Raw genomic sequence first — 20,198 nt, 5'->3', positions numbered from 1 at the left:
GCTACCTGGCTCGTATGGGCAAAACACGAGTATTCGCTGGAGATTCAATGAACGAGAAAGCGCGCAGGCACCCGCGATGAACGGGGCCTGCGCGCTCAGGGAGCGGGCTAACGCTTACTCAAATTCTTTGATTTGCTCGGCGAGAACTTTGAGCAGCTCTTCCTGCGTTTCATCCTTCTCAACACCGTCATACTCAGGATGTTCGTTGATCACGGCCTGCACCTCTGGAGCGTGGTACAGCGCTGCGACTCGTTTGAGTGCCTCATTGTCGCGATCTTCGCCACGCACCGCGAACACGTTCACGTACTGCTGCAGATCAGAACGGTTGGCATCTTCACGGTAGATCGTCTCTTTTTCGCCGAGGCCAGCCGCAAGCTGGAACGGGGTATCGACAAACGCGATATCGACCGAGTCGAGCGAGGCTGCCGTTTGCGACGGATCAATCGGGGTGACCTTGCCGAGCTTCGAAGCCTCGTAGTCGATGTCATCGATCGTGACGTTCCAGTCGGCCTCACCCTTGAACTTGATGAGACCCGCGTTGTAGAGGGCGAGCAGCGGGCGCACCTGGTTTGCCGGGTTGTTCGAGATCGTCACTTCGCCGCCCTCGGGAACCTCGTCAATCGAGCTCCACTGCTTCGAGAAGATCGAGATTGGGAAAATCTCGGTCGAGCCAATCGGGACCAGATCATCACCCTGCGTCGCAACGTGCTGCGCGAGGTAGCGTACGTGCTGGAACTTGTTGATGTCGATGTCACCCGAAGCGAGGGCCGGGTTCGGCGTCGTGTAGTCGGTGAACGAGACGAGCTCGACCTCGATGTTCTCTTCGGCCGCGAGGTCGACAAGAACCTCCCAGTGCGCTTCGGCGATATCGTTCACGCCGAGCTTCACCTTGGTCACTTCTTCACTGCCGCCCGCTGGCTTTGCATCGGCGTCGCTCGACTGGGCGAGCTTCGGCACCACAAAAGCGGCGATCACAGCCAGAACGGCAACAATCGCGATCGTGACCCAAAGGCCGACGCGCGACTTGGGTTTCTCGGGCCTTGCAGGCTGGGGAGTGGGTGCTGACATGATCTTCTCCTTGAAAGCGTCAGGGGCGAACAGCATTACTGTAGGGGCTCAGTCACCAGGCTTCCAAAAGAGTGTTACCGAGTGTTACGTTATAGCCCACTCGATGCGGGTCAACGGCCGAAATCGAACTACACTCTTACCCATGACACGTACCGAGCTGGGCCGCTCGGAGCACGCTTCTGGCATCAGCCGCCCCGACGCAGCGTCGACCGATTCGATCATTCGTTTCACCGGGGTAGGTAAGACGTTCGCCAAAGCCGCTTCAGCCGCGCTTACTGACATCACCCTAGACATACATCGAGGCGAGATCTTCGCTGTGATCGGCTACTCCGGAGCCGGCAAATCGACCCTCGTACGCCTCATCAACGGCCTCGAAAAAGTCACCACCGGCACCGTAGACGTTGACGGAACCCGCGTGAGCGACCTGCGCGAGGGCGAAATGCACCGCGTGCGCGGCAACATCGGTATGGTCTTTCAGCAGTTCAATCTCATGAAGTCGCGCACCGTCTTTGGCAACATCGAGTTTGCGCTCATCGTCGCCGGATGGACCAAGGCGGATCGCACCGAACGCATCTGGGAGCTTCTCGATTTCGTGGGCCTCACCGAAAAGGCCTGGATGTACCCGGAGCAGCTCTCGGGAGGCCAACGCCAGCGCGTCGGCATCGCCCGTGCTCTCGCCGCGAAACCGAGCGTGCTGCTCGCCGACGAGGCCACGAGCGCACTCGACCCCGAAACAACGCACGAGGTGCTGCAACTGCTCGCCCGCACAAACCGCGAGCTCGGCGTCACCGTCGTCGTCATCACCCACGAGATGGACGTCGTGCGCAGTATTGCCGACCGCGTCGCCGTGCTCGACAATGGCCACCTCGTCGAGCTCGGCACCACCTACGAACTCTTCGCCAACCCGCAAACCGAACGGGCGAAAGCCTTCCTCGCAGCGGTCTCGCAAACCGAGCCCAATACCGCACAGATCGCCTCGTTGCGCGAACGCGGCCACGAACGTCTCTTCACGATTCAGGTAACCCGGGACGGAGATGTCGGCGGGCTGCTCTCTGACGCGGTTGCCAGCTACGGGATCCGCTTCGCTCTGCTCTTTGGGGGCATCGACATCATTCAACAACAGCAATTCGGGTCGCTCACCGTCGCGCTCAGCGGCGACCGAGTCGACGAAGCGCTCGCACACCTGCGCGAGCACGCAACCGTAGAGGAGCTCGCCGCATGAGTTATCTCAGCAACAACAAAACCCCGTGGGAAACCCTCTGGCCGCTACTCTTCAAGAGCCTCGGGCAGACCCTCTACATGGTGTCACTCACGCTGCTCGTCGCAGGCCTCATCGGCCTCATCATCGGCGTGCTGCTCACCGTCACCCGCCCCGGCAGCATTCTCGCGAACCGCTTCGTGAACACGACCCTCAACGTGATCGTGAACTTTTTCAGGCCCATCCCGTTCATTATTCTCGTTGCCCTACTCGGCCCCCTTACGAAACTCGTGACCGGCAGCATCATCGGCATCAACGCGGGCATTTTCGTCATGACCATCGGTGCGGTCTTTTCGATCGCACGCATCGTCGAGCAAAACCTTGTCACCGTCGACCCCGGCGTCATTGAGGCGGCGCGGGCGACCGGAGCACGGCCGCTGCGCATCATCCTCATGGTGCTGCTGCCCGAAGCCCTCGGCCCACTCATTCTCGGCTACACCTTCATCGTGATCGGCATCGTCGACATGTCGGCCATGGTCGGCGTGATTGGTGGCGGCGGGCTCGGCGACTTCGCGATTACGCGCGGGTATCAGGTGTTCCGCTGGGAAGTCACCTTCGTTGCGACCCTCGTCATCGTGGCGCTCGTGCAGCTGCTGCAGTTCGTGGGCAACTCGCTGGCACGCCGAGCGCTGCGCCACTGAGTGCGCGCTCGCCGGTAGGCGGCTTGTCGCTCGCCTTCCCGCTTTCCTTCCCTCCTTCACCGTCTCGTCCCCGTCCCCGGCGCACCCGGCACCCGCCGAAAGGTCAAAAAGTGTCGATTTTCGAGAGCGTTTTCGACACTTTTTGACCTTTCGGTGAGGGGCGAGCGGGCGGAGGGACCTGGGCCGACAGAAGGGCGTAGCGCGACGGCGCTGTGAGAAACGTGACCCTAGAGATTAAACGAAGTGGCGTGAGGTAGCGCGAGGTGGCGCGAGGTGGCGTGCAATGGCCTGAGTTGGCGCGAGGTGACCTGCGATGGTCTGAGGTGACGTGAGGCAGCATGCAATCGCACACGGCCGCCGCGCACAATGGCACACGACCGACGCGCACACAAAAGCGGGGCCCGCCAGCCGGAAAACCAGCCAGCGAGCCCCGCTGAATGTGCGTTAGGGTCTCGACCCTACCCCAGAACTACTTGAGCAGGCCAGGGAACGCGTCTGCGTTGTCTTCGATCCACTTCGAGACGGCACCCTCTGAGTCATTCTCGTACTCGTCGCTCGTGACGAGCTCCTCGAGTGCACCATACGCGTCGTCGTCGAGCTTGATCTGTTCGATCAGGTCAGCAAGATCTGCGTAGTCTTCTTTGAAGCCATCGCGAGCGAGAATGTGCAGGCCCTCGGCCTCACCCATTGCGCCCTTAGGATCTTCGAGGTCCTTCACATCGTAGGCACTGTTTGCCCAGAAGGGGCGCCACAGCGTCACAACGATCTCTTCCTTCTTGTCGATCGCTTCGCCAAGCATGGTGAGCATGGTCGCGGTCGACGAGGTGCTGAGCGTAATCGTGTCTTCGAGCTCATACTCGGGAATCATCGAGTCTTCGGTCACGCCGGTGAGGCCTGCGCCGGGCTCGATGCCGATGATCTCGCTGCCGAAGAGGTCAGCGTTGTCCTTGAGTTCGTCGATCGAGTTGAGCTTCGAGTATGAAGGAACGGCGATGGTGAGCGTTGCGCCCTCGTACCAGGTGCCGAGGTCTTCGATCTTGTCGCCGAACTCCTCCATGTAGCTTGCCTGGGTTACCTCAGGCCAAGCCGAAGCGAAGAGGTCGATGTCGCCCTGCGAGAGGCCCGCGTACATGGGGCCGTTGTCGGTGAGGTCATCAACCTCAACCTTAAAGTCCTTCTTCTCAAGCTGATCCTTGAGCAGGTACGCGATGCTCTGGCCGTCAGTCCAGCCAGCAATGTACGAAACCTTGATGGTGTCGCCGCTTGCCGACGAACCGTTGTCTGAGCCGCCGCTGCTCGTTCCGCCGCTACCATCGCTTGCGCAACCAGCGAGTGCAAGAAGCCCTGCGGTGCCGAGTGCGAGTGCACCCATAAAACGTTTTTTCATGATGTGTTCCTTTCGTCCTGTGGCCTTGCCACAGTGATTGGGTATACAGATTAGGTTTGAGTAAAGCTCCTGCGGGCGCAGGGCTTATGCCTTCTTGGCGTCGGCCTTACGCTTGCGGAAGAGGCCGAGCAGCGACGACTGGTATTCAGACTGGTTACCAAGCGCTGCGGTGACACGGTCGAGGAAGACCGCGATGATCACGATGCTGACGCCCGATTCGATACCGGCGGGCAACTGCTGCTGCATCACGGCCGCGACAACGTCCTTACCGAGGCCAGGGGCGCCAACGAAGCCGCCAAGCACGGCCATCGAGAGCGAGAGCATGATGACCTGGTTAATGCCAGCCATGATGGTTGGCAGGGCGAGTGGCAGCTGAATGCCGCGCAGAATCTGGCCCGGCTTCGCGCCGAAGGCCTGACCAGCCTCGACGACCTCGCCGTCAACGCCGCGAATACCGAGTTCGGTGAAGCGCACGCCGGGAGCGATCGCAAAGATCACGGTCGCGAAGATCGCGGGCACGAAACCAATGCTGAACAACAGTACGGCAGGCACAAGGTACACGAACGCCGGCATCGTCTGCAAGAAGTCGAGCAACGGTTTCATGAACGCACTGAAGCGGTCACTCTTTGCCGCAAGAATACCGAGCGGAATCGCCATCACGACAGCAATAAGCGTTGCGACGAGCACGAGGCCGAGCGTCTGCATCGCGCTCTGCCAGTACCCCATCGAGACGATCAGCAGGAGTGAGATGATCGTGCCAACGGCGAGCTGCCACGAACGAACGAGCCAGCCGAGCGCCGCAAACAGCACGATAACGACGAGAAAGTGCACCGAGAGTAGCCCGTCAACGATGCCGTTGACGAGAATGTCGATGAATACCTTGAAAAAGTCGATGAGCCAGTCGAAGGTGTCGCGGAACCAGTCAAAAACAACCTGGCCCCATGTACCGATGGGAATCTTAGGAATATTCACGCCTGTTCTCCCTTCGTAGCGCCGTTTTCTTCTCGCGCATCAGTATCGGTATCAGTGTCGGCGAGGCCGCCGAGTTCGAGTGCTTCGGTCATCGTGGTCTCTGGCACATCGGGCCGTGGCTCGATGATGGGAATCGCACTCGTGGTGGTTGGCAGGTCGGCCAGCGCCGCGAGCAGCGTGACCCTGGGCACGACGCCGAGCAGGCGGTGCTGCTCGTCAACGACGGCAACGGGCAGTGGGCTCTCGACGGCCATCTCGTACAGCTCTGAAATGTGCTGGTCGGGGCTCACCGTCGAGGGAGCCGGGCGCAGCCGCTCACGAATATCGGTGCTGCCCTCGCGAACCTGGCGCAGCACGTCTTTATCGCGCACAACGCCAATGAGCTTGCGACCGTTGCCGGTCACGAAGCAGGCCGAGGTCTGCATGTCGCGCATCGTCTTGAGCGCCGCACGGGGGCCTGCGCTCGCGGGAATCGCAGCGAGGGCTGGCTCCATAACGTCGCCAGCGGTAAGCACGCGGCCACGGTCGACGTCTTGCACGAACTGCGCAACGTAGTCGTTTGCCGGGTCGGTGAGAATGTCGTTGGGGCTACCCACCTGCACGATGCGGCCGTCACGCATGACGGCGATGCGGTCGCCGAGAAACATGGCCTCGTTCAGGTCGTGCGTAATGAACACGATCGTCTTGCCAAGCTCCTGCTGCAGCTCAACGAGCTGTTCTTGCATTTCGCGGCGGATCAGCGGGTCAAGGGCCGAAAAGGCCTCATCCATGAGCAGAATCTCGGTGTCGGCCGTGAGTGCGCGAGCGATACCCACGCGCTGCTGCATACCGCCCGAGAGTTCGTCGGGCAGGTGGTTCTCCCACCCGGCAAGGCCGACGCGCTCGAGCCAGTTCTGAGCCTTCGCCCTGCGGGTCGACGCGTCGATGCCCTGTAGCTCAAGCCCATAGGCGACGTTGTCGAGCACGGTGCGGTGGGGCAAGAGCGCGAAGTGCTGAAACACCATCGACATACTCTTGCGGCGCAGTTCGCGAAGCTCCGCGTCTGAACGGCCAACGACTTCTTCGCCAAAAATCTTGATCGAACCGTCGGTCGTATCGTTCAAACCGTTAAGCATGCGAATGAGCGTTGACTTGCCCGAGCCGCTGAGGCCCATGACAACAAAAATTTCGCCCGGCTTCACTTCAAAGCTGGCGTCGATCACCGCGGCGGTGCCGAGCGGCTGTACTCCCTCGCGGGTGTCGCCCGCTTTGAGACGTTTTACCGCTTCTCTAGGATTGCGGCCAAACACTTTGTAGACGTTTGAGACCTGCAATGCCAATGCGGAATCATGGTGTTGCCCGGCCTGTGGCCCAGCATCACCGTGACTCCCACGGGTTGTGGGGTTGGTCACGATTGTTCTCCTCCGAGAGTAACGTTCGTTTCTTCGCAAAACGAGGTGAGGGCAATCTGATAGGGCGGTAGGTCAGGGAATAACAGCATCCTGGTCACTCACCCTCAATCACGGCCACCTTAAGGCAGGCGGCCCACTCTACTCACGCGCTTCGTTTCACGGCCCGGCACTCTGCCGGATTTCTGCTCCTTGCTTCGCCTCACAGAGCGGCAAAGAACATACTTCGACCATAACAAGGGGTTTACGAAACACCTTGTTTCTCTCGCAGAACCTTGCTTCAGGCAACCATCGTTTCGGTAACCTGATCAGGCATTTTTCGTGTTTCCATATTGTTACCTAACCGATTTGACAAGAATTGGAAAACACTTCGCTAGAAAGCTACTTTTGCGTATCTTTGCTCTTTTGATCACTCGGCAGGCCGCCCGCGACGAAACGCCGAAACAGCACTTGCTTCACCGACGCCGGCAGCAGCCGGTACGCACCCTTCATGACCACGTTGCGCAGGTACTCGCCACGGCCAATAAAGCCCATGTCGAGCATGGCCTTCTGGAGGCGGATCTCGGTTTGCGCCTCACGCCAGCCGCCCCGGCGAGCAAACGCGCCCGATCCGACGCGATATTTCACGAGTGGCTCGGCAATGTTCTCGACCCGCGCACCGCTCACAATCATGCGAATGCCGAGCCAGTAATCTTCCATCTTGCCGAAGGGCTCATACCCACCGACCTCCCTGACCCGCGAGACTCGGTACATCATCGTGGGGTGGTTAAAGGGGTTGTGCGTGCGAGCGTGGTCACGAATGTTCTCTTCACCGACGGGAGGAATGCGCGTCACGCCGCACACTTCGGGGTCATCGTCGAACTCGACCATGCCCGCACCCACGAGGTCGTAGCCAGCTTCTAGGAGCGGCCACTGCTTCGAGAAACGGTCGGAAACCGAGACGTCATCGGCATCCATGCGAGCGACAACGTCGTATCTTGCGCGTTCGAGCCCGGCGTTCAGCCCCTCGGTGAGCCCGCGGTTCTCGGCGAAACGCACCCGGGTGAGGGGCACCGCACCGCCAGCCTCGAACTCATCGATGACCGCTTCAAGTGCCGCAGAGATCGGCCCGTCAATCACAACGAGCACCTCGGCAGGCATCAGGCTTTGCACCACCGTCGAGCTCTCGAGCGCGAGCCGAAGTGCGTCGGGGGTATCGCCCGCGTACACGGGAAGCAGCAGGGTGAAGTCGGCGCTCGCCACTACGACCGCCCAGGCCCCTCGGTGAGCGAGAACACCGTGTCACTCACGTCAAGAGGTAGGCCTGCCTCGGCGAGCACGTCGACCGTCGGCCGCGGCCTTGTGAAGAGGCCGTGGCGCAACCCTCGACCCAGGCAGCGCCACAGCACACCCCGGTTCGATGAGGCCTTGAATGTGCGGGCCCAGCGCCTGGTAGAGGCCGCCGTGTAGGCCAGCTTCTCCCACGGCTTGAGCGCCTTCGACGTGCGAAAGAGCCAGAGCTTGTTGCGCACCTCGAAGTAGAAGCGTTCGCCGGGGTCTTGGTCAGAGGAGCCGCGAATCTTCGTTTTGTGCACGACGACTGAGCCAGGCACCTGAATGCCTCGAGCGCGACGCAAGAGGCGGGCCGAGTATTCAAAGTCGTCGTTCCATAGGAAGTAGTCGGCGATGGGCAGGCCCATCTTACGCACGAGTTCGGCGCGCACGAAGGCCGAGACAAACGAGATCGAGCGGATCTCGAGAACTCCTGCCGCGGCCGCTCGATCGCGCTCCGCCTGAGAGGCACCGATTTTGGGCTTCGGAGTGTTCATCGGATGGTCTTCGCCATCGGTCCACACGACACGCGAGCCCATGACCGCGAGATCGTCGCGCCCCCTGCCCGCCTCGATGAACCGTTCGTGTGCGGCGAGCGCCTCGGCGAGGGCCGTGGGCTCGGGCACCGTGTCGTCATCCATCACCCACACCCAGTCAATCGTAGGGTCCTGCACGGCCGCGGCGATGCCCGTGGCAAAGCCGCCGGCGCCGCCGGTGTTTTCGGTGAGTGCGATGAGCCTCGCGTGCCCGCCGAAGCGCGCAACCATCTCAGCGGCCACCTGAGCGCTCTCGTCGGTCGAGGCATTGTCGACCACGATGAGCTCGTCAACCGGCCGGGTCTGCTGACCGACCGCCGTGAGCGCCTCTCTCAAAAGCTCTGCACGGTTAAACGCAACCATAACCGCTGCAACCCGCACTACTCCTCCTCTTCAGCCGGTGAGGCCTGTCGCACAGCGTCGGCGACAAGCTCGTGAATGTAATCGTAGTCGGGGGCCTCAGGCTGAACCTCGGGCGGGGTGAGCTCGACCGTGACGGGCGTGTGGTCTTTCGCACGCGTCGCGAGGTCGAGGAAGGGGCCGAGCATTGACTCGGGCATGTTCGTCCAAACAATCGAACTGCCCGTCTCGACGATGCCCTTGAACTGTTTGAGCACGTTGACCGGGTTCATCTGCGCGAGAATGGCCTCTTGCAGCTCACGCTGGCGGCGCATGCGATCGTAATCGTCGGTCGTGTAGCGCGAGCGGGCGTACCACTGGGCGGTGAAGCCGTTCATGTGCTGCTGACCAGCCTCGATCCACCCCTCAATGCCGTTGCCGTGTGCGTCGCCGCCAATCGGCAGGCGCTGCTGCACATTGATGTCGACACCGCCGAGCGCATCGATGAGGTCAGAGAAGCCGTCCATGTCGATGAGCACGTAAAACTGAACGTCGAGCCCCGTCGCACCCGACGCCGCATCGACAAGAGCGAGAATACCGGGCTCTTCGCCTGCCTTCGCTACCCCCGCGTAACGGTCGGGGTCGAAGATCGAGATCTCGGTGTAGAGACCGTTCATGTAGCAGCGGCCAATGTAGCAGCCCCAGTCATTTCCGAACCCGGTCGGGTGCTGCTCGTGCATGGGCGAGTCTTCTGGGAAAGGCATGCCGGTGAGTTCACGCGGCAAGCCAATAATCGTCGACTGCCCCGTCTTCGCGTCGACCGACACAACCGAGATGCTATCGGGGCGCAGGCCGTCGCGACCATCACCCGCGTCAGCACCAAGTAAAAGAATGTTGTAGCGACCGTCGACCGGCGCCACGCTCGCACCGCGAGCGAAGATCGAGCTGAGCGCATCACGGCCAATGCCGATCGTGCCAGACATCCACAGGGCCCCGGCAACCGGCAGCACCGTGAGGCACACGCTCAGAATTGAGACGGGCACCCGCCAGTTCTTGCTGACCTTGACGAGATTCGTCAGGCGCAGGGTGTCAAAACCGATAATCACCCAGAGAATCGCGTAGGCCACAATGACCCACTGCAGCACGAAGAGCACGATCGTGTGGGTGAAGAAAGAAAGCGTCGGTACACGAAAAAAGATGAAGCCGAGCAGTGACAGCAGCCCTCCCGCAAGCAGCCCGATCGTAGCCCCGAGGCCAACCCTGCCGAGCTTTCGGTTGCCCGCGAGCACCTGCGCGCTACCTGGTAGCACGAAGCCGAGTACCACGAGCCAGAACGAGCGCTTCGTCATGAAGGGCGGCGACGTTCGCTCCGGGTACCTGATCGGGTGCTCGAGCTGCTGCGAGAGGCTCATGCGCCGTAGCCGTCGGGGTTTGCGCTCTGCCACGCCCAGGCATCTGAGCATGCCTCATCGAGCGTGCGCTTCACAGCCCACCCGAGTTCACGGTTTGCTTTCGCTGGGTCTGCGACCATCTCGGCGACATCGCCAGCTCGTGCGGCGGTGACCTCGTAAGGGAGCTCACGGCCAACGGCCTTCTCAAAGGCGCGCAGCACCTCGAGCACGCTCGATCCTTTACCCGAACCAAGGTTGTAGGTGCTGACTCCATTCGGGGCCTGCTCGAGAGCGGCAACGTGCCCCTCGGCGAGATCCATCACGTGAATATAGTCACGCACGCCGGTGCCATCACTGGTCTCGTATGAGTCGCCGAACACCATAAGCTTCTCGCGCTTGCCCACCGCAACCTGGGCGATGAACGGCATGAGGTTATTGGGAATACCAGCGGGATCTTCGCCGATGCGCCCTGACGGGTGCGCACCAACCGGGTTGAAGTAACGCAAAATCACGGCGTTGAGCTCGGGCCAGGCGGCCTGCACGTCGCGAATGATCTGTTCGATCATCGCCTTTGTCCACCCATACGGGTTGGTCACGCCAACACCCGTCTGGTGCTGCTCATCCTGCGGCAAGTACTGCGGGTCGCCGTAGACCGTCGCCGACGAGCTAAAGACGAGTTTCGTGACGCCTTTCTCTCGCATGATGTCGAGCAGGTTAAGGGTCGAGTCAATATTGGTGCGGTAATACCTGGCCGGCTGCTGCGTTGATTCGCCAACGGCTTTCAGGCCGGCGAAGTGAACGACCGCGTCAAATTCGAGAGGCTCGAGCGCCCGCTTTGCCTGCTCTCGGTCAGCGAGATCAGCCTCAATGAGTTCGATCGAAGCGTTGGCTAGCTGCTCTACCCGCCGTACCGATTCGGGGCTGCTATTCGAGAAGTTGTCGACGACAATAACCTCGTGCCCGCGCTCAGTGAGCACGAGTGCGGTGTGAGACCCAATATAACCGGCGCCGCCGGTGAGTAATACGCGCATACTCCAAAGGGTAGACGATAAACCTTTACGTTCTGCCGAACCTGCACCGGATTGTCATGAAACCCCCGGCAAATTACGAAACGGTTGCGTAATGCGTCGCCTCGGGGTTCTTTCGGCTTGATAGCCCATAGAATAGGTCGAAGTATACGGGTAAATTGAGCCTGCTTGAGAGGATGGTTGATGTCTACGCTCAACGTCATCGGTGAGTTCCTCGAAGGTTGGGAACAGAGCGGTCAGCGGGCTTCAGCACGCGAACTGACCATCGCTCTCGCCGATACCGCGCCGAGGGGGTGCGCATCTGCTCTGCTCATCGCTTCAAACAGCGAGGCTCCTGAGATTGATCACCCTAAAGCTCGCGTAGAGGTCATGTCACTGCACAGCTCGATGATTCCCCTCGTCTGGCGTGGCGGCCCAGCAGCCCGGCCACTCGATGGCGAGTTCGTACACTCGCTGAGCCCCCTCATTCCACTCCGCCAGCGCGAAGAGGCCGATGGTTCGCAAACAACCGTCACCGTGCCTCACACTCTGGCTTGGGACGCCCCCGATGTTCTTCCCAAGGGCCAAGCAAAACAACTGCGTCAACACGTGAAACGCGCGGTCAAGCACGCCGACGTGATCTTGACCCCCACCCACGCTGTGGCCGAGCGACTCCGTGAAATCTATGGGGCCTATATCTCGGTTCAGGTATTGCCCCTCGCTGCGCCGCGGGAATACCTCGCTCCAAAGAACATCGTTGAACGTTTGCACACACTCGGCATGCCCGAACACTATTTTGTCTCGACCGCTTACCCGGGCGAGACCGGCAGACTCGAGTGGATCCTGCGCACGCTCGAAGCTAACCCCGATTTGCCACCGCTTGTGCTCGTTGGCCCGGGTGCAGAAGCTGACCTCAGCTCGTGGCCCGTGCTCGCCGACCGCGTGCACCAGGTCATGCTCACCGAGGAGTCGGGAGCCGAGCCCGGTGACATCGGCGCCATCATCGCGGGGGCGAGGGCGCTCGTGCTTCCCCAGGTCATCGCCGATTGCTTGCTGCCCATTCACGGTGCGCTCAATTCAGGTGTGCCCATCGTGCACGGAGGAGCTGCCTGCATGGCAGAGACAGCTCTCGACGGTGCGACAGCCGGCGAGAACGAAGAGAGCTTCGCCGAGGCACTCACGCGAGTTGCGCGCGATGACGAGGAGCGTGCCCGCCTGAGTGTGCTCGCACAAGATCGCTCACGCATGTTCTCGTGGCGCACGACCGCTTGGCAGCTGTGGGAAGTGCACGCCAACATCTAACGTGGCATACGAAAGGTGCACTGAATCTTCATGAACCTGCAGCGTCAACCACACGAGACGGCTTTCATTGAGACGTTCGCCGACCACTGGTCTGCCGGTGGGGCCTCGCGAATCGAGGGGCTCATCGCAGGCTACCTGTTGGTCGACAACGAAGGCGGCGTCAGCGCTGCAGAGCTCAGCGAACAACTTTCGATCAGCAGCGGATCGGTCTCAACGTACACGCGGCAACTCATCGAGCGAGGCTTCGTGCACCGAGTACGCAAACCTGGTATTCGTGCGCATTTTTTTATGATGAGTAGCGATGTCTGGGCTGACTTCATTCAGGCTGAACAAACCTACCTCGAAAAGCAACGCTCGTTGGCTGAAAGCGCCCTTCCGCTCTTCGCCCCTGGGAGCCCCGCATGGGGCCGCATTCAGAACATGCGTGATTACATGGGCTGGCTCGTTGCCCTGCAGCTGCCACGGGGATGGCAAGAATTCAAGCGCGCCCGAGACGCTGCCGAACAGTGATGCTGGGGGTTCCGCTCTGCGAATCCTCTTCAACAACAGCATCAACCCCGAACACGTCTCGCAGGAGTGCCTCATCGATCACCTCGCCGGGAGCTCCCTGACGAACGATGTTCCCCTCGTGCATGACGACGAGGTGTGACGCGTAGCGAGCCGCCTGGTTAATGTCGTGCAAGACCGCAAGAACCGTGCTCCCGTTTTCACGCATGTCCTGGCACAGGTGCAAGAGGTCAACCTGATGAGCCAGGTCAAGAAACGAGGTTGGCTCGTCAAGCAGAACGTATTCGGTCTCTTGAGCCACGATCATGGCGATCCAGACGCGCTGCTGTTGGCCGCCCGACAGATCTGAGAGAAATCGATCGGCAAGATCTTCAACGCCGGTCGCTCTCATGGCACGGTCGACGATCTCGGTGTCTCCCTTGGCCCACTGCTGAAAGATCGAATGGTGCGGGTGCCTGCCCCGTGCCACGAGCTCGCGCACCCGCAACGACTCCGGCACGATGGGATGCTGCGGCAGTGACGCCGTTCGCCGAGCCACCAGCTTCGAGCGCGTCGCATAGATGTCACGCCCGTCGAGGGTCACCGAGCCTGCGAGGGGACGCCGCGTTCTCGCGAGCGCCCCGAACATCGTTGATTTTCCGCACCCGTTCGGCCCGATCACCGCGGTAAAGTGCCCTCTGGGAACCGAGAAGGTGAGCCCCTGGCTCACCACGGTGCGACCGTAGCCAAGCACGGCGTCATGCAGGCGAAGGCCTGGTGTGGCCTCGCCCATTTGCGGTTCATTCGTCACAAGAAACTTCCTTTCTGGTGCTGACGCACAAGCAGGTACCCCAAATACACTCCGCCAACGCCAAGCGTGAGAACGCCAACCGGCAGCCCAGCGAAGAACGGTACCCGCTGCGCCGCGAGGTCAGCCAGACTCATAATCAGCGCCCCCGTCAGAGCAGAAGCACCAATGCTCACATCAGCGGTATTCAGTATGCGTCTCGCGATCTGAGGGGCGGTCAACGATACGAATGCCACGGGGCCGACAACACCGACGGCCACTGCGGTCGCCATAATCGAAATGCTCACAGCAATGACGCGGGTGCGCTCTGGGTCGACCCCGATTCCCGCCGCTGCCTCATCGCCCATAGCGAGCATCGTGACGTCTCTGCCGTAGAACAACGCAAGCGGCAAGAGCACCAGGAGCGCAAGGGCCGCCACGGCGACGCTCTGGGCGTTCGCGGCGTTCAGCGAACCAACAAGGTAAGCCGCGAGCTGTTGTGCTGCATCGCGCAGGTGCACGATCACGATGTACTGTGTCACGGCGCTGGCCAGTGCTGCCACACCAATACCAACGATGACCAGCCGTGTGGCAGAACGAAAGCCCTTCCCACTAGCGAAATACACGAGGGCCGCAGCGCACATCGCCCCGATCGCCGAGCCGAATCCGGGAGCGAGCGTTGGCGCGATCACCGTCATGCACGCGACCCCAGCGCCGGCGCCAGCCCCAATGCCAATCACATCGGGACTGCCCAGCGGGTTCCTGGTAATGGTTTGAAAAAGTGCCCCAGCGAGACCGAGCAAGGCACCCGCGCACAGGGCGGTAAGCACTCGTGGCCCCCTCAGACGCTGTAATACGAACGATGTCTTGGGCTCGAGGTCGCCAGTAACCATTGCCGTAAGGTCGGCGAACGAGAGCCCGAGGTCTCCCAGCATGAGGGTCAACACGAAAACGACGACGAGCGCGAGGCAGGTGGCGCCGACGAAAATCAGCGACCGTAAGCGATGTGCCTGCCGGTACTGCCCATCACCACGCGAGAGATGATGATGCTGCCTCACCGCGTGGCCCAGCCTTTTCTCACGGCGAGCATCAATATCGGTGCCCCGACGAGGGCCGTCATGATGCCGACCATCACCTCGTCTGGTCGTGCGATCACGCGCCCCAGCGTGTCGGCCGCGAGGAGCAGGGTCGCCCCTAGCATGGTGACGGCGGGCAACAGCCACCGATGGTCGACTCCGATAACGGAGCGCCCGAGGTGGGGCACGATCAGGCCGAGAAAGGCGATCGGGCCAGCTGCAGCCGTTGCCGCAGCCGCGAGAAGGGCGGCTACGGCGAGACCAACATACCGAATGAGCACCACCGGCGTTCCAAGCGAGGTCGCAACCTCGTCGCCAAGAGCCAGGGTATTGAGCGGCTGTGACAGCACCATAGCGACGATGAGCCCGACGGCGACGGCCGGGAGTATCGAGAAAGCGACCTGCAGGTCCCTGCCGTTCAAAGAGCCGATGACCCAGAACCGAAATGAGTCAAAGATCGCCGGGTTTCTGAGAATGACCGCTTGAATGTATGCCGTCAGTACTGCCGAGACGACGGCGCCGGTGAGTAACAAGGCGACGTGCGATCTGCTTCGGCCGCTCAGCACGAACACGAGCACGACGGCAATGAGCGCCCCCATGAATGCCCACGGGAATGAGCCAGCGGCCCCAGCGCTTCCCGTGATAGCGCCTACCGTCACGACGGCGGCAGAGGCGCCAACGGTGATGCCGAGAATTCCCGGGTCACCCAATGGGTTCTGTGTCACGCCCTGTATGAGCATGCCCGAGACCGAGAGCGCCGCTCCGCAGAGCACCCCCAACACGGTCCTGTGCAGCCGCGAGTCAACAATAGCGGCAAGGTACGAGTCGCCAGTGCCCCGCATCGCGGCGGTCAATTCGTCAAACGATACAGCGCGGCCGCCAAACATCAGGCTCGCGAGTACTGCACCCGCGAGCCCGACGCAGCACAGCGCGACAATGCTAGCTTTACCGAGGGTTGAGTCTCGCGTCACCGACCGACTTTTTCGATGGCCTCATCAATGAGGGGCACAAAGCGCTCAAGCGTCCACGGCACCGTAAGCGGCGTAATGATCGATGAGCCGGTCACAAATGACTGGTCAGTGGGAGCGACGACCGATCCGCGTGCAACGGCCGGAATTTCCTTGTAGAGCGGCTGCGACTCGATTTCGGCACGGTTGGCTTCGTCAGAGTAGAAGGTAAAAATAAGGTCTGAGTCGACGAGCTTCTCGGCGTTTTCAAGCCCAATAGCTGCCGAGTCGGTTCCTTCAACCTCATACTCGCGAAGCTCTGCCACGACCGGGTCAACCGTAAGGCCAAGCGCCCTCACCATGGCGACCCGTTGCTCGTCTTCAAAAAATACTCCGAGAGTACCGGGGCCGGCGTTATAGATGTACGAGAACGTCAGCCCCGCGTAATCCTCACGTGCGGCCTGCTCAAGCTGTTGTTCAATGTCGGCGATGAGGCCTTTGGCTTCGTCAGGTTTGCCCATCGCTTCGCCGATCACCGAGATCTGGTCTTTCCAGGTGATCACCCACGGCTCTTTTTCGTACGCGACCGTCGGGGCAATGTCGTTCAAGATATCGAACTGCGCCTGGGTGATCCCCGACCACGGAGCAAGAATCAGGTCGGGTTCAAGAGAAACGATAGCCTCGATGTCGAGCTCTGTCGCACCGGTAAATTGCTCGGGCAGTTCAGCGCCAGCCTCGGTGACCGCTTCATGTACCCAGGGCAGGTAGCCGGTCTCGTCGCTTCCCCACGGATACTCTTCGACGCCGACGGGAACCGTTCCAAGCGCAATCGCGGTTTCAGCCGAGCCCTGGCCAAGCGTCACGATGCGTTCGGGCTCCGACTCGATCACCGCTTCACCCAGCGCATGCTCAATGGTGACGGGCTGCCACTCGGTCTCAGCGGTGGTTTCTTCGCCATCGGTCTGAGCACAGCCGACGAGGGCTCCTCCGACGAGCGCCAAACAGGCAACGATACGCAACCGGGAGTGCTTGGTCATACCTGACATTTCCTCTCAAAAGGGGTGATCCATTCATCACATCTCGGTTAGGCTAGCATTACCTAAAAGAACTTTCAATTTATTTGAAACTAAAGAAAGAGCCCCTTTGTCTCCCTCTTCAGCACCGGCTTCACGGCCCTCGTACCGCCCATACCGTGCGCAGGTCCAATCCATCACGCAGCTCAGCACGCACTTCGTTCGCGTCTCGTTCTCGGGTGTCGACTTCGAGCACTTCGCCCCTCACGCGCTCGACCAACGCATCAAGTTTGTCTTCCCGCGAGATGAGCAGAGCTTCTCAGAATTGGGAGTCGACGACGAGACCGTGCTCGCTTCGGGCACCTGGTACGAACGCTGGAGGGGCCTCGATGAGACGAGGCGCAGCCCGCTCAGAACCTATACCGTGCGTGCTTTCGACCCTGTTACTCGCACGCTCCATGTCGATTTCGTTGTTCACACCGAAGCTGGCGTTCCCGTGGGTCCCGGGGCGCAGTGGCTCAGCACCGTTCAAGCCGGCGAAGAACTCATCATTGTTGGCCCCGACGTGCGCAGCCCCGACTCGCGCCAGGGCATTGATTGGCGCCCCGGTAACGCCACCACGCTGCTCTTGCTCGGTGACGAAACTGCAGCTCCCGCAATCGCGAGCATTCTCGAAACGATCCCAGCGCACCACAACGCAACAGCATTGATTGAGGTGCCCTCAAGCGATGACGCGTTACCACTCGATACCGGAAGCAACGTCAGGGTTCAGTATCTTGCCCGCGAGGGGGCTCCCATTGGAGCGCTCCTCGGGCCGGCACTCGATACTTGGATCGCAGAGAATCCCGCTACCGTCGCCAATGCGGCAACTGCAAACACTCAGCAACTCGCCGACATCGACGTCAACACCGAGACACTGTGGGACTCGCCTGAAGCCCAACACGACGGCGGTTTTTACGCGTGGATCGCCGGCGAGTCAGCGGTCATCAAACAACTGCGGCGCACGCTCGTCACCCACCACAAAATCGACCGCAGTAGGGTTGCCTTCATGGGCTACTGGCGTTTGGGGCAGGCCGAGCGCACCGGCTAAGATCCGCTCAGTGTTGATCGGCGGCCGCCACGATCAAGGTTTGCACGAGCGGCGTACTGAGCCCGACGAGCCGCGCATCGCACAGCAGTGCGCCACGCTCGCACTCGATGCGCCACCGCAGCTCGGCTGGGCCAACCTGGGCAACGATGCGCTGCTCAAGCGGCGCCTGCGCTGACTTCACGGGCCCGGTCTCTTCGAGAGCCTGATCGAGGCGTCGCTGGCGCACGGCTGGCGGAACATCTTGCATCGCGTTCACCGCAAACACCCCATCAAGCGTTTCAAGAGGAGTACCCGAACGCAGGGCTTCATCGAGACGCTGCGCTGCAACAAGCGTCTCGGGCCAGGACTCGGCCGAGCGTGGGCTCTGAGACGATGGTGAAACGATGTTCTCAGCAGCGAGCACATCGCTGTGTAGTTGCGCCGCAAACACCTCCGCTCGAAACATGTCACAGTTGCCAAAAGCCACAACCCCAATGCCACTCGCGCTGTGCCAACGCATGTGCGACGAGAAACCTGGAAGCCCGCCAGAATGCTGCACGATGCGCCCAAAAGCTCTGTCGTGCTCGACGTCAAGCCCGTACCCGTAACCGAAGGCGTCAAGCTCCCGACTCTCCTGGTTGCCGCCCGGTGCCGCAGCGGTATGAATGCGCTGCATCTCGCGCCTCGTGGCGGGAGCCATGAGGTCTGGGCGAATCGGAGCGTCGGTGTAGGCCGAAGAAAGAAAAGCAACCCACGACGCGATGTCGTCAACCGTGCTAAAAAGCCCGCCGATGCAGGCGAGTGCACCATTACCGACGTAGGGTTCTTCGCTCAGCGTCTTTGATTCGTCAAAGGTGCGAAACCCCCACGCAAGAGGCACGTCAGCCGGGTATTCATCGGCGCTAAAGCGGGTGCGTGAAAGACCGAGCGGATCGATCAGCCGTTCCCGAATCACCGTTTCAACCGAAGAACCCGTGACCGCTTCGATCGCGCGCCCCACAAAAGACATGCCAAGATTCGAGTACTGATACAGCTCGCCCGGCTCGGCGGTCAAGCGGAGCCCTTCTTCAGCGAGCGCCTGAATCGACTCACGTCGATCGCCGAGGCGTCGATCACCCCAAGCGTTGTCTTCGGCAAGCCCCGACTGGTTCGAGAGCAACTGCGCGATGGTTACCCGCTGCTCGTCACCGCCATACATAAACCGCAAGCCAGGCACATACTGGGTAATCGGGGCCGCAAAGTCGAGCAGCCCCTCATCGCGCAAGAGAAGGGCCGTGGCCGCCAGAAAGCTCTTGGTCATTGATGCGATGCGAAATACGGTAGCCCGTTCGGTCACCGTACCCGGCCCCGCGGGGGCGCCTGTCGCACGGTACCGCACCACGCCATCGCGGGTGAACACCGCTGTGACCATGGCCGGTGCAGTCGCGGGATCAAACCGTTCTTGCGCGGTGTCGAGTACGGTCTCGAGCGATTCGAATGACACTATTGCGCTCCCTCTGCGTGAGCCTCAGCCCGGGCGAGTACCTCGCGGCCAAACGCCTCGATGAGCCGCTTACTCGCAGCCGTGTTCGCCTCATGGTGGGCATCAGCGGCGTCAAGCATCGCCTGCACGTCGTACCCCTGTTCGGTAAGCGCTGCTTCGTTCCATAGCCGCAGGCTCTCGGCAGAAGCTTCGGGGTGAAACTGTACGCCGCGAACGTGTTGCCCAATCACGAAGGCCTGGTTTTCGACCGCATCGCTTGAGGCAAGCAATCGCGCCCCCTCTGGCAAAACCGTGATCATGTCTTCGTGGTTTTCGATCATGGGCGATGTCTCGCCAATCGCCGCAATCACGGCATCGGCTGCGCCAAGCTCTGTCGCATGAATCGGGGTACTACCGCGCTCCTTCGGGCCGTAGCTCGCACGCACTTCGCCACCGGCAACATCGGCAATAATTTGAGCACCGAGGCAAATGCCCAGGGTCGGTACATCGTCATCAATCGCTTCACGGGTGAGAGCGCGCTCAGTATGCAACCACGGCGCCTTCTCGTAGTCATTGGGCATGAGCCCCCCGCCAAGCAACACCACACCGTGAAACCCCGCAAGGGTTTCTGGCAGTCCGTCGGCACCATGGTGTTCGACAAGTACAATGCCCATTGCTTCGAGCCACCCGGTCAGCCTTCGAGGCCCAGAGCTGGGTGAGTTAATAACGACGAGAACTCTTGGGGTATTGGTCACTGC

19 protein-coding genes are annotated in these 20,198 nt (G+C 61.1%); 5 read left to right on the top strand and 14 right to left on the bottom strand.

Annotated features, from left to right (window positions below; all coding sequences use genetic code 11):
• Positions 1-114: 114 nt before the first annotated feature.
• Positions 115-1,068: a MetQ/NlpA family ABC transporter substrate-binding protein gene (locus KTJ78_RS11855; RefSeq protein ID WP_217136032.1), complete on the bottom strand. Its 954-nt coding sequence runs from the start codon at positions 1,066-1,068 to the stop codon at positions 115-117.
• Between the two features lie 142 nt (positions 1,069-1,210).
• Here KTJ78_RS11855 and KTJ78_RS11850 point away from each other — a divergent pair, with 142 nt between their 5' ends.
• On the top strand, positions 1,211-2,290 hold the full coding sequence (locus KTJ78_RS11850) for a methionine ABC transporter ATP-binding protein (RefSeq protein ID WP_217136029.1): 1,080 nt from the start codon (positions 1,211-1,213) through the stop codon (positions 2,288-2,290).
• Complete coding sequence (locus KTJ78_RS11845; RefSeq protein ID WP_217136027.1) at positions 2,287-2,967, top strand: methionine ABC transporter permease; 681 nt, start codon at positions 2,287-2,289, stop codon at positions 2,965-2,967. Before KTJ78_RS11850 ends, KTJ78_RS11845 begins: the two co-directional genes overlap by 4 nt.
• Before the next feature lie 469 nt (positions 2,968-3,436).
• Here the strand turns inward: KTJ78_RS11845 and KTJ78_RS11840 are convergent, their stop codons facing one another.
• The 7 genes from KTJ78_RS11840 to galE form a co-directional block, all read right to left on the bottom strand.
• Positions 3,437-4,354 carry a glycine betaine ABC transporter substrate-binding protein gene (locus KTJ78_RS11840; protein WP_217136025.1) on the bottom strand — a complete coding sequence of 306 codons (918 nt, stop codon included), beginning with the start codon at positions 4,352-4,354 and terminating at the stop codon, positions 3,437-3,439.
• An 84-nt stretch (positions 4,355-4,438) separates the two neighbouring features.
• Positions 4,439-5,326, bottom strand: a complete 888-nt coding sequence (locus KTJ78_RS11835; RefSeq protein ID WP_217136023.1) for an ABC transporter permease — start codon at positions 5,324-5,326, stop codon at positions 4,439-4,441.
• Positions 5,323-6,639 (bottom strand): quaternary amine ABC transporter ATP-binding protein, encoded by a 1,317-nt coding sequence (locus KTJ78_RS11830; protein WP_369808087.1) that lies wholly within the window; start codon positions 6,637-6,639, stop codon positions 5,323-5,325. Before KTJ78_RS11830 ends, KTJ78_RS11835 begins: the two co-directional genes overlap by 4 nt.
• 456 nt (positions 6,640-7,095) lie before the next feature.
• Positions 7,096-7,956 (bottom strand): glycosyltransferase, encoded by an 861-nt coding sequence (locus tag KTJ78_RS11825; protein WP_217136021.1) that lies wholly within the window; start codon positions 7,954-7,956, stop codon positions 7,096-7,098.
• A complete protein-coding gene (locus KTJ78_RS11820; RefSeq protein ID WP_217136019.1) occupies positions 7,956-8,942 on the bottom strand; it encodes a glycosyltransferase in 987 nt (328 codons plus the stop codon). Before KTJ78_RS11820 ends, KTJ78_RS11825 begins: the two co-directional genes overlap by 1 nt.
• A complete protein-coding gene (locus KTJ78_RS11815) occupies positions 8,942-10,312 on the bottom strand; it encodes an LCP family protein (protein WP_217136017.1) in 1,371 nt (456 codons plus the stop codon). Before KTJ78_RS11815 ends, KTJ78_RS11820 begins: the two co-directional genes overlap by 1 nt.
• Positions 10,309-11,322 carry a UDP-glucose 4-epimerase GalE gene (gene galE / locus KTJ78_RS11810; protein WP_217136015.1) on the bottom strand — a complete coding sequence of 338 codons (1,014 nt, stop codon included), beginning with the start codon at positions 11,320-11,322 and terminating at the stop codon, positions 10,309-10,311. Before galE ends, KTJ78_RS11815 begins: the two co-directional genes overlap by 4 nt.
• Positions 11,323-11,502: 180 nt before the next feature.
• Here galE and KTJ78_RS11805 point away from each other — a divergent pair, with 180 nt between their 5' ends.
• Both KTJ78_RS11805 and KTJ78_RS11800 read left to right on the top strand, forming a co-directional pair.
• A complete protein-coding gene (locus tag KTJ78_RS11805; protein ID WP_217136013.1) occupies positions 11,503-12,600 on the top strand; it encodes a glycosyltransferase family protein in 1,098 nt (365 codons plus the stop codon).
• A 30-nt stretch (positions 12,601-12,630) separates the two neighbouring features.
• Complete coding sequence (locus tag KTJ78_RS11800; protein WP_217136011.1) at positions 12,631-13,110, top strand: GbsR/MarR family transcriptional regulator; 480 nt, start codon at positions 12,631-12,633, stop codon at positions 13,108-13,110.
• Here KTJ78_RS11800 and KTJ78_RS11795 read toward each other — a convergent pair.
• Genes KTJ78_RS11795 through KTJ78_RS11780 form a run of 4 tightly spaced genes read right to left on the bottom strand, consistent with a single transcriptional unit; the run spans position 13,079 to position 16,933 of the window.
• Positions 13,079-13,897: an ABC transporter ATP-binding protein gene (locus KTJ78_RS11795; RefSeq protein ID WP_369808085.1), complete on the bottom strand. Its 819-nt coding sequence runs from the start codon at positions 13,895-13,897 to the stop codon at positions 13,079-13,081. The two genes, KTJ78_RS11800 and KTJ78_RS11795, sit on opposite strands and share 32 nt — an antisense overlap.
• On the bottom strand, positions 13,894-14,931 hold the full coding sequence (locus tag KTJ78_RS11790; protein ID WP_217136010.1) for a FecCD family ABC transporter permease: 1,038 nt from the start codon (positions 14,929-14,931) through the stop codon (positions 13,894-13,896). Before KTJ78_RS11790 ends, KTJ78_RS11795 begins: the two co-directional genes overlap by 4 nt.
• On the bottom strand, positions 14,928-15,920 hold the full coding sequence (locus KTJ78_RS11785) for a FecCD family ABC transporter permease (protein ID WP_217136009.1): 993 nt from the start codon (positions 15,918-15,920) through the stop codon (positions 14,928-14,930). Before KTJ78_RS11785 ends, KTJ78_RS11790 begins: the two co-directional genes overlap by 4 nt.
• A complete protein-coding gene (locus KTJ78_RS11780; protein WP_217136007.1) occupies positions 15,917-16,933 on the bottom strand; it encodes an iron-siderophore ABC transporter substrate-binding protein in 1,017 nt (338 codons plus the stop codon). The genes KTJ78_RS11785 and KTJ78_RS11780 overlap by 4 nt, the downstream gene beginning before the upstream one ends.
• Before the next feature lie 106 nt (positions 16,934-17,039).
• On the opposite strand from KTJ78_RS11780, the gene KTJ78_RS11775 reads away from it, so the two are divergent.
• Entirely contained in the window at positions 17,040-17,999 is a 960-nt protein-coding gene (locus tag KTJ78_RS11775; protein WP_217136006.1) for a siderophore-interacting protein, read from the top strand.
• 7 nt (positions 18,000-18,006) lie between these two features.
• On the opposite strand, the gene KTJ78_RS11770 is transcribed toward KTJ78_RS11775, so the two are convergent.
• Both KTJ78_RS11770 and KTJ78_RS11765 read right to left on the bottom strand, forming a co-directional pair.
• Positions 18,007-19,461 (bottom strand): serine hydrolase domain-containing protein, encoded by a 1,455-nt coding sequence (locus tag KTJ78_RS11770; RefSeq protein ID WP_369808084.1) that lies wholly within the window; start codon positions 19,459-19,461, stop codon positions 18,007-18,009.
• On the bottom strand, positions 19,461-20,195 hold the full coding sequence (locus tag KTJ78_RS11765) for a type 1 glutamine amidotransferase (RefSeq protein WP_369808083.1): 735 nt from the start codon (positions 20,193-20,195) through the stop codon (positions 19,461-19,463). Before KTJ78_RS11765 ends, KTJ78_RS11770 begins: the two co-directional genes overlap by 1 nt.
• Positions 20,196-20,198: the final 3 nt, after the last annotated feature.

The sequence above is a fragment of the Leucobacter chinensis genome (genome assembly GCF_019049105.1).
Lineage (GTDB): Bacteria > Actinomycetota > Actinomycetes > Actinomycetales > Microbacteriaceae > Leucobacter_A > Leucobacter_A chinensis.
Note: the sequence above shows the minus strand (reverse complement) of the source record. Positions and strands in the feature narration are given on the sequence as shown.

Bases quoted from the DNA above. Each gene is read 5' to 3' on its own strand.
- KTJ78_RS11855 (WP_217136032.1), bottom strand. From the start codon at position 1,068: ATGTCAGCACCCACTCCCCAGCCTGCAAGGCCCGAGAAACCCAAGTCG.
- KTJ78_RS11850 (WP_217136029.1), top strand. From the start codon at position 1,211: ATGACACGTACCGAGCTGGGCCGCTCGGAGCACGCTTCTGGCATCAGC.
- KTJ78_RS11845 (WP_217136027.1), top strand. From the start codon at position 2,287: ATGAGTTATCTCAGCAACAACAAAACCCCGTGGGAAACCCTCTGGCCG.
- KTJ78_RS11840 (WP_217136025.1), bottom strand. From the start codon at position 4,354: ATGAAAAAACGTTTTATGGGTGCACTCGCACTCGGCACCGCAGGGCTT.
- KTJ78_RS11815 (WP_217136017.1), bottom strand. From the start codon at position 10,312: ATGAGCCTCTCGCAGCAGCTCGAGCACCCGATCAGGTACCCGGAGCGA.
- galE (WP_217136015.1), bottom strand. From the start codon at position 11,322: ATGCGCGTATTACTCACCGGCGGCGCCGGTTATATTGGGTCTCACACC.
- KTJ78_RS11805 (WP_217136013.1), top strand. From the start codon at position 11,503: ATGTCTACGCTCAACGTCATCGGTGAGTTCCTCGAAGGTTGGGAACAG.
- KTJ78_RS11800 (WP_217136011.1), top strand. From the start codon at position 12,631: ATGAACCTGCAGCGTCAACCACACGAGACGGCTTTCATTGAGACGTTC.
- KTJ78_RS11780 (WP_217136007.1), bottom strand. From the start codon at position 16,933: ATGACCAAGCACTCCCGGTTGCGTATCGTTGCCTGTTTGGCGCTCGTC.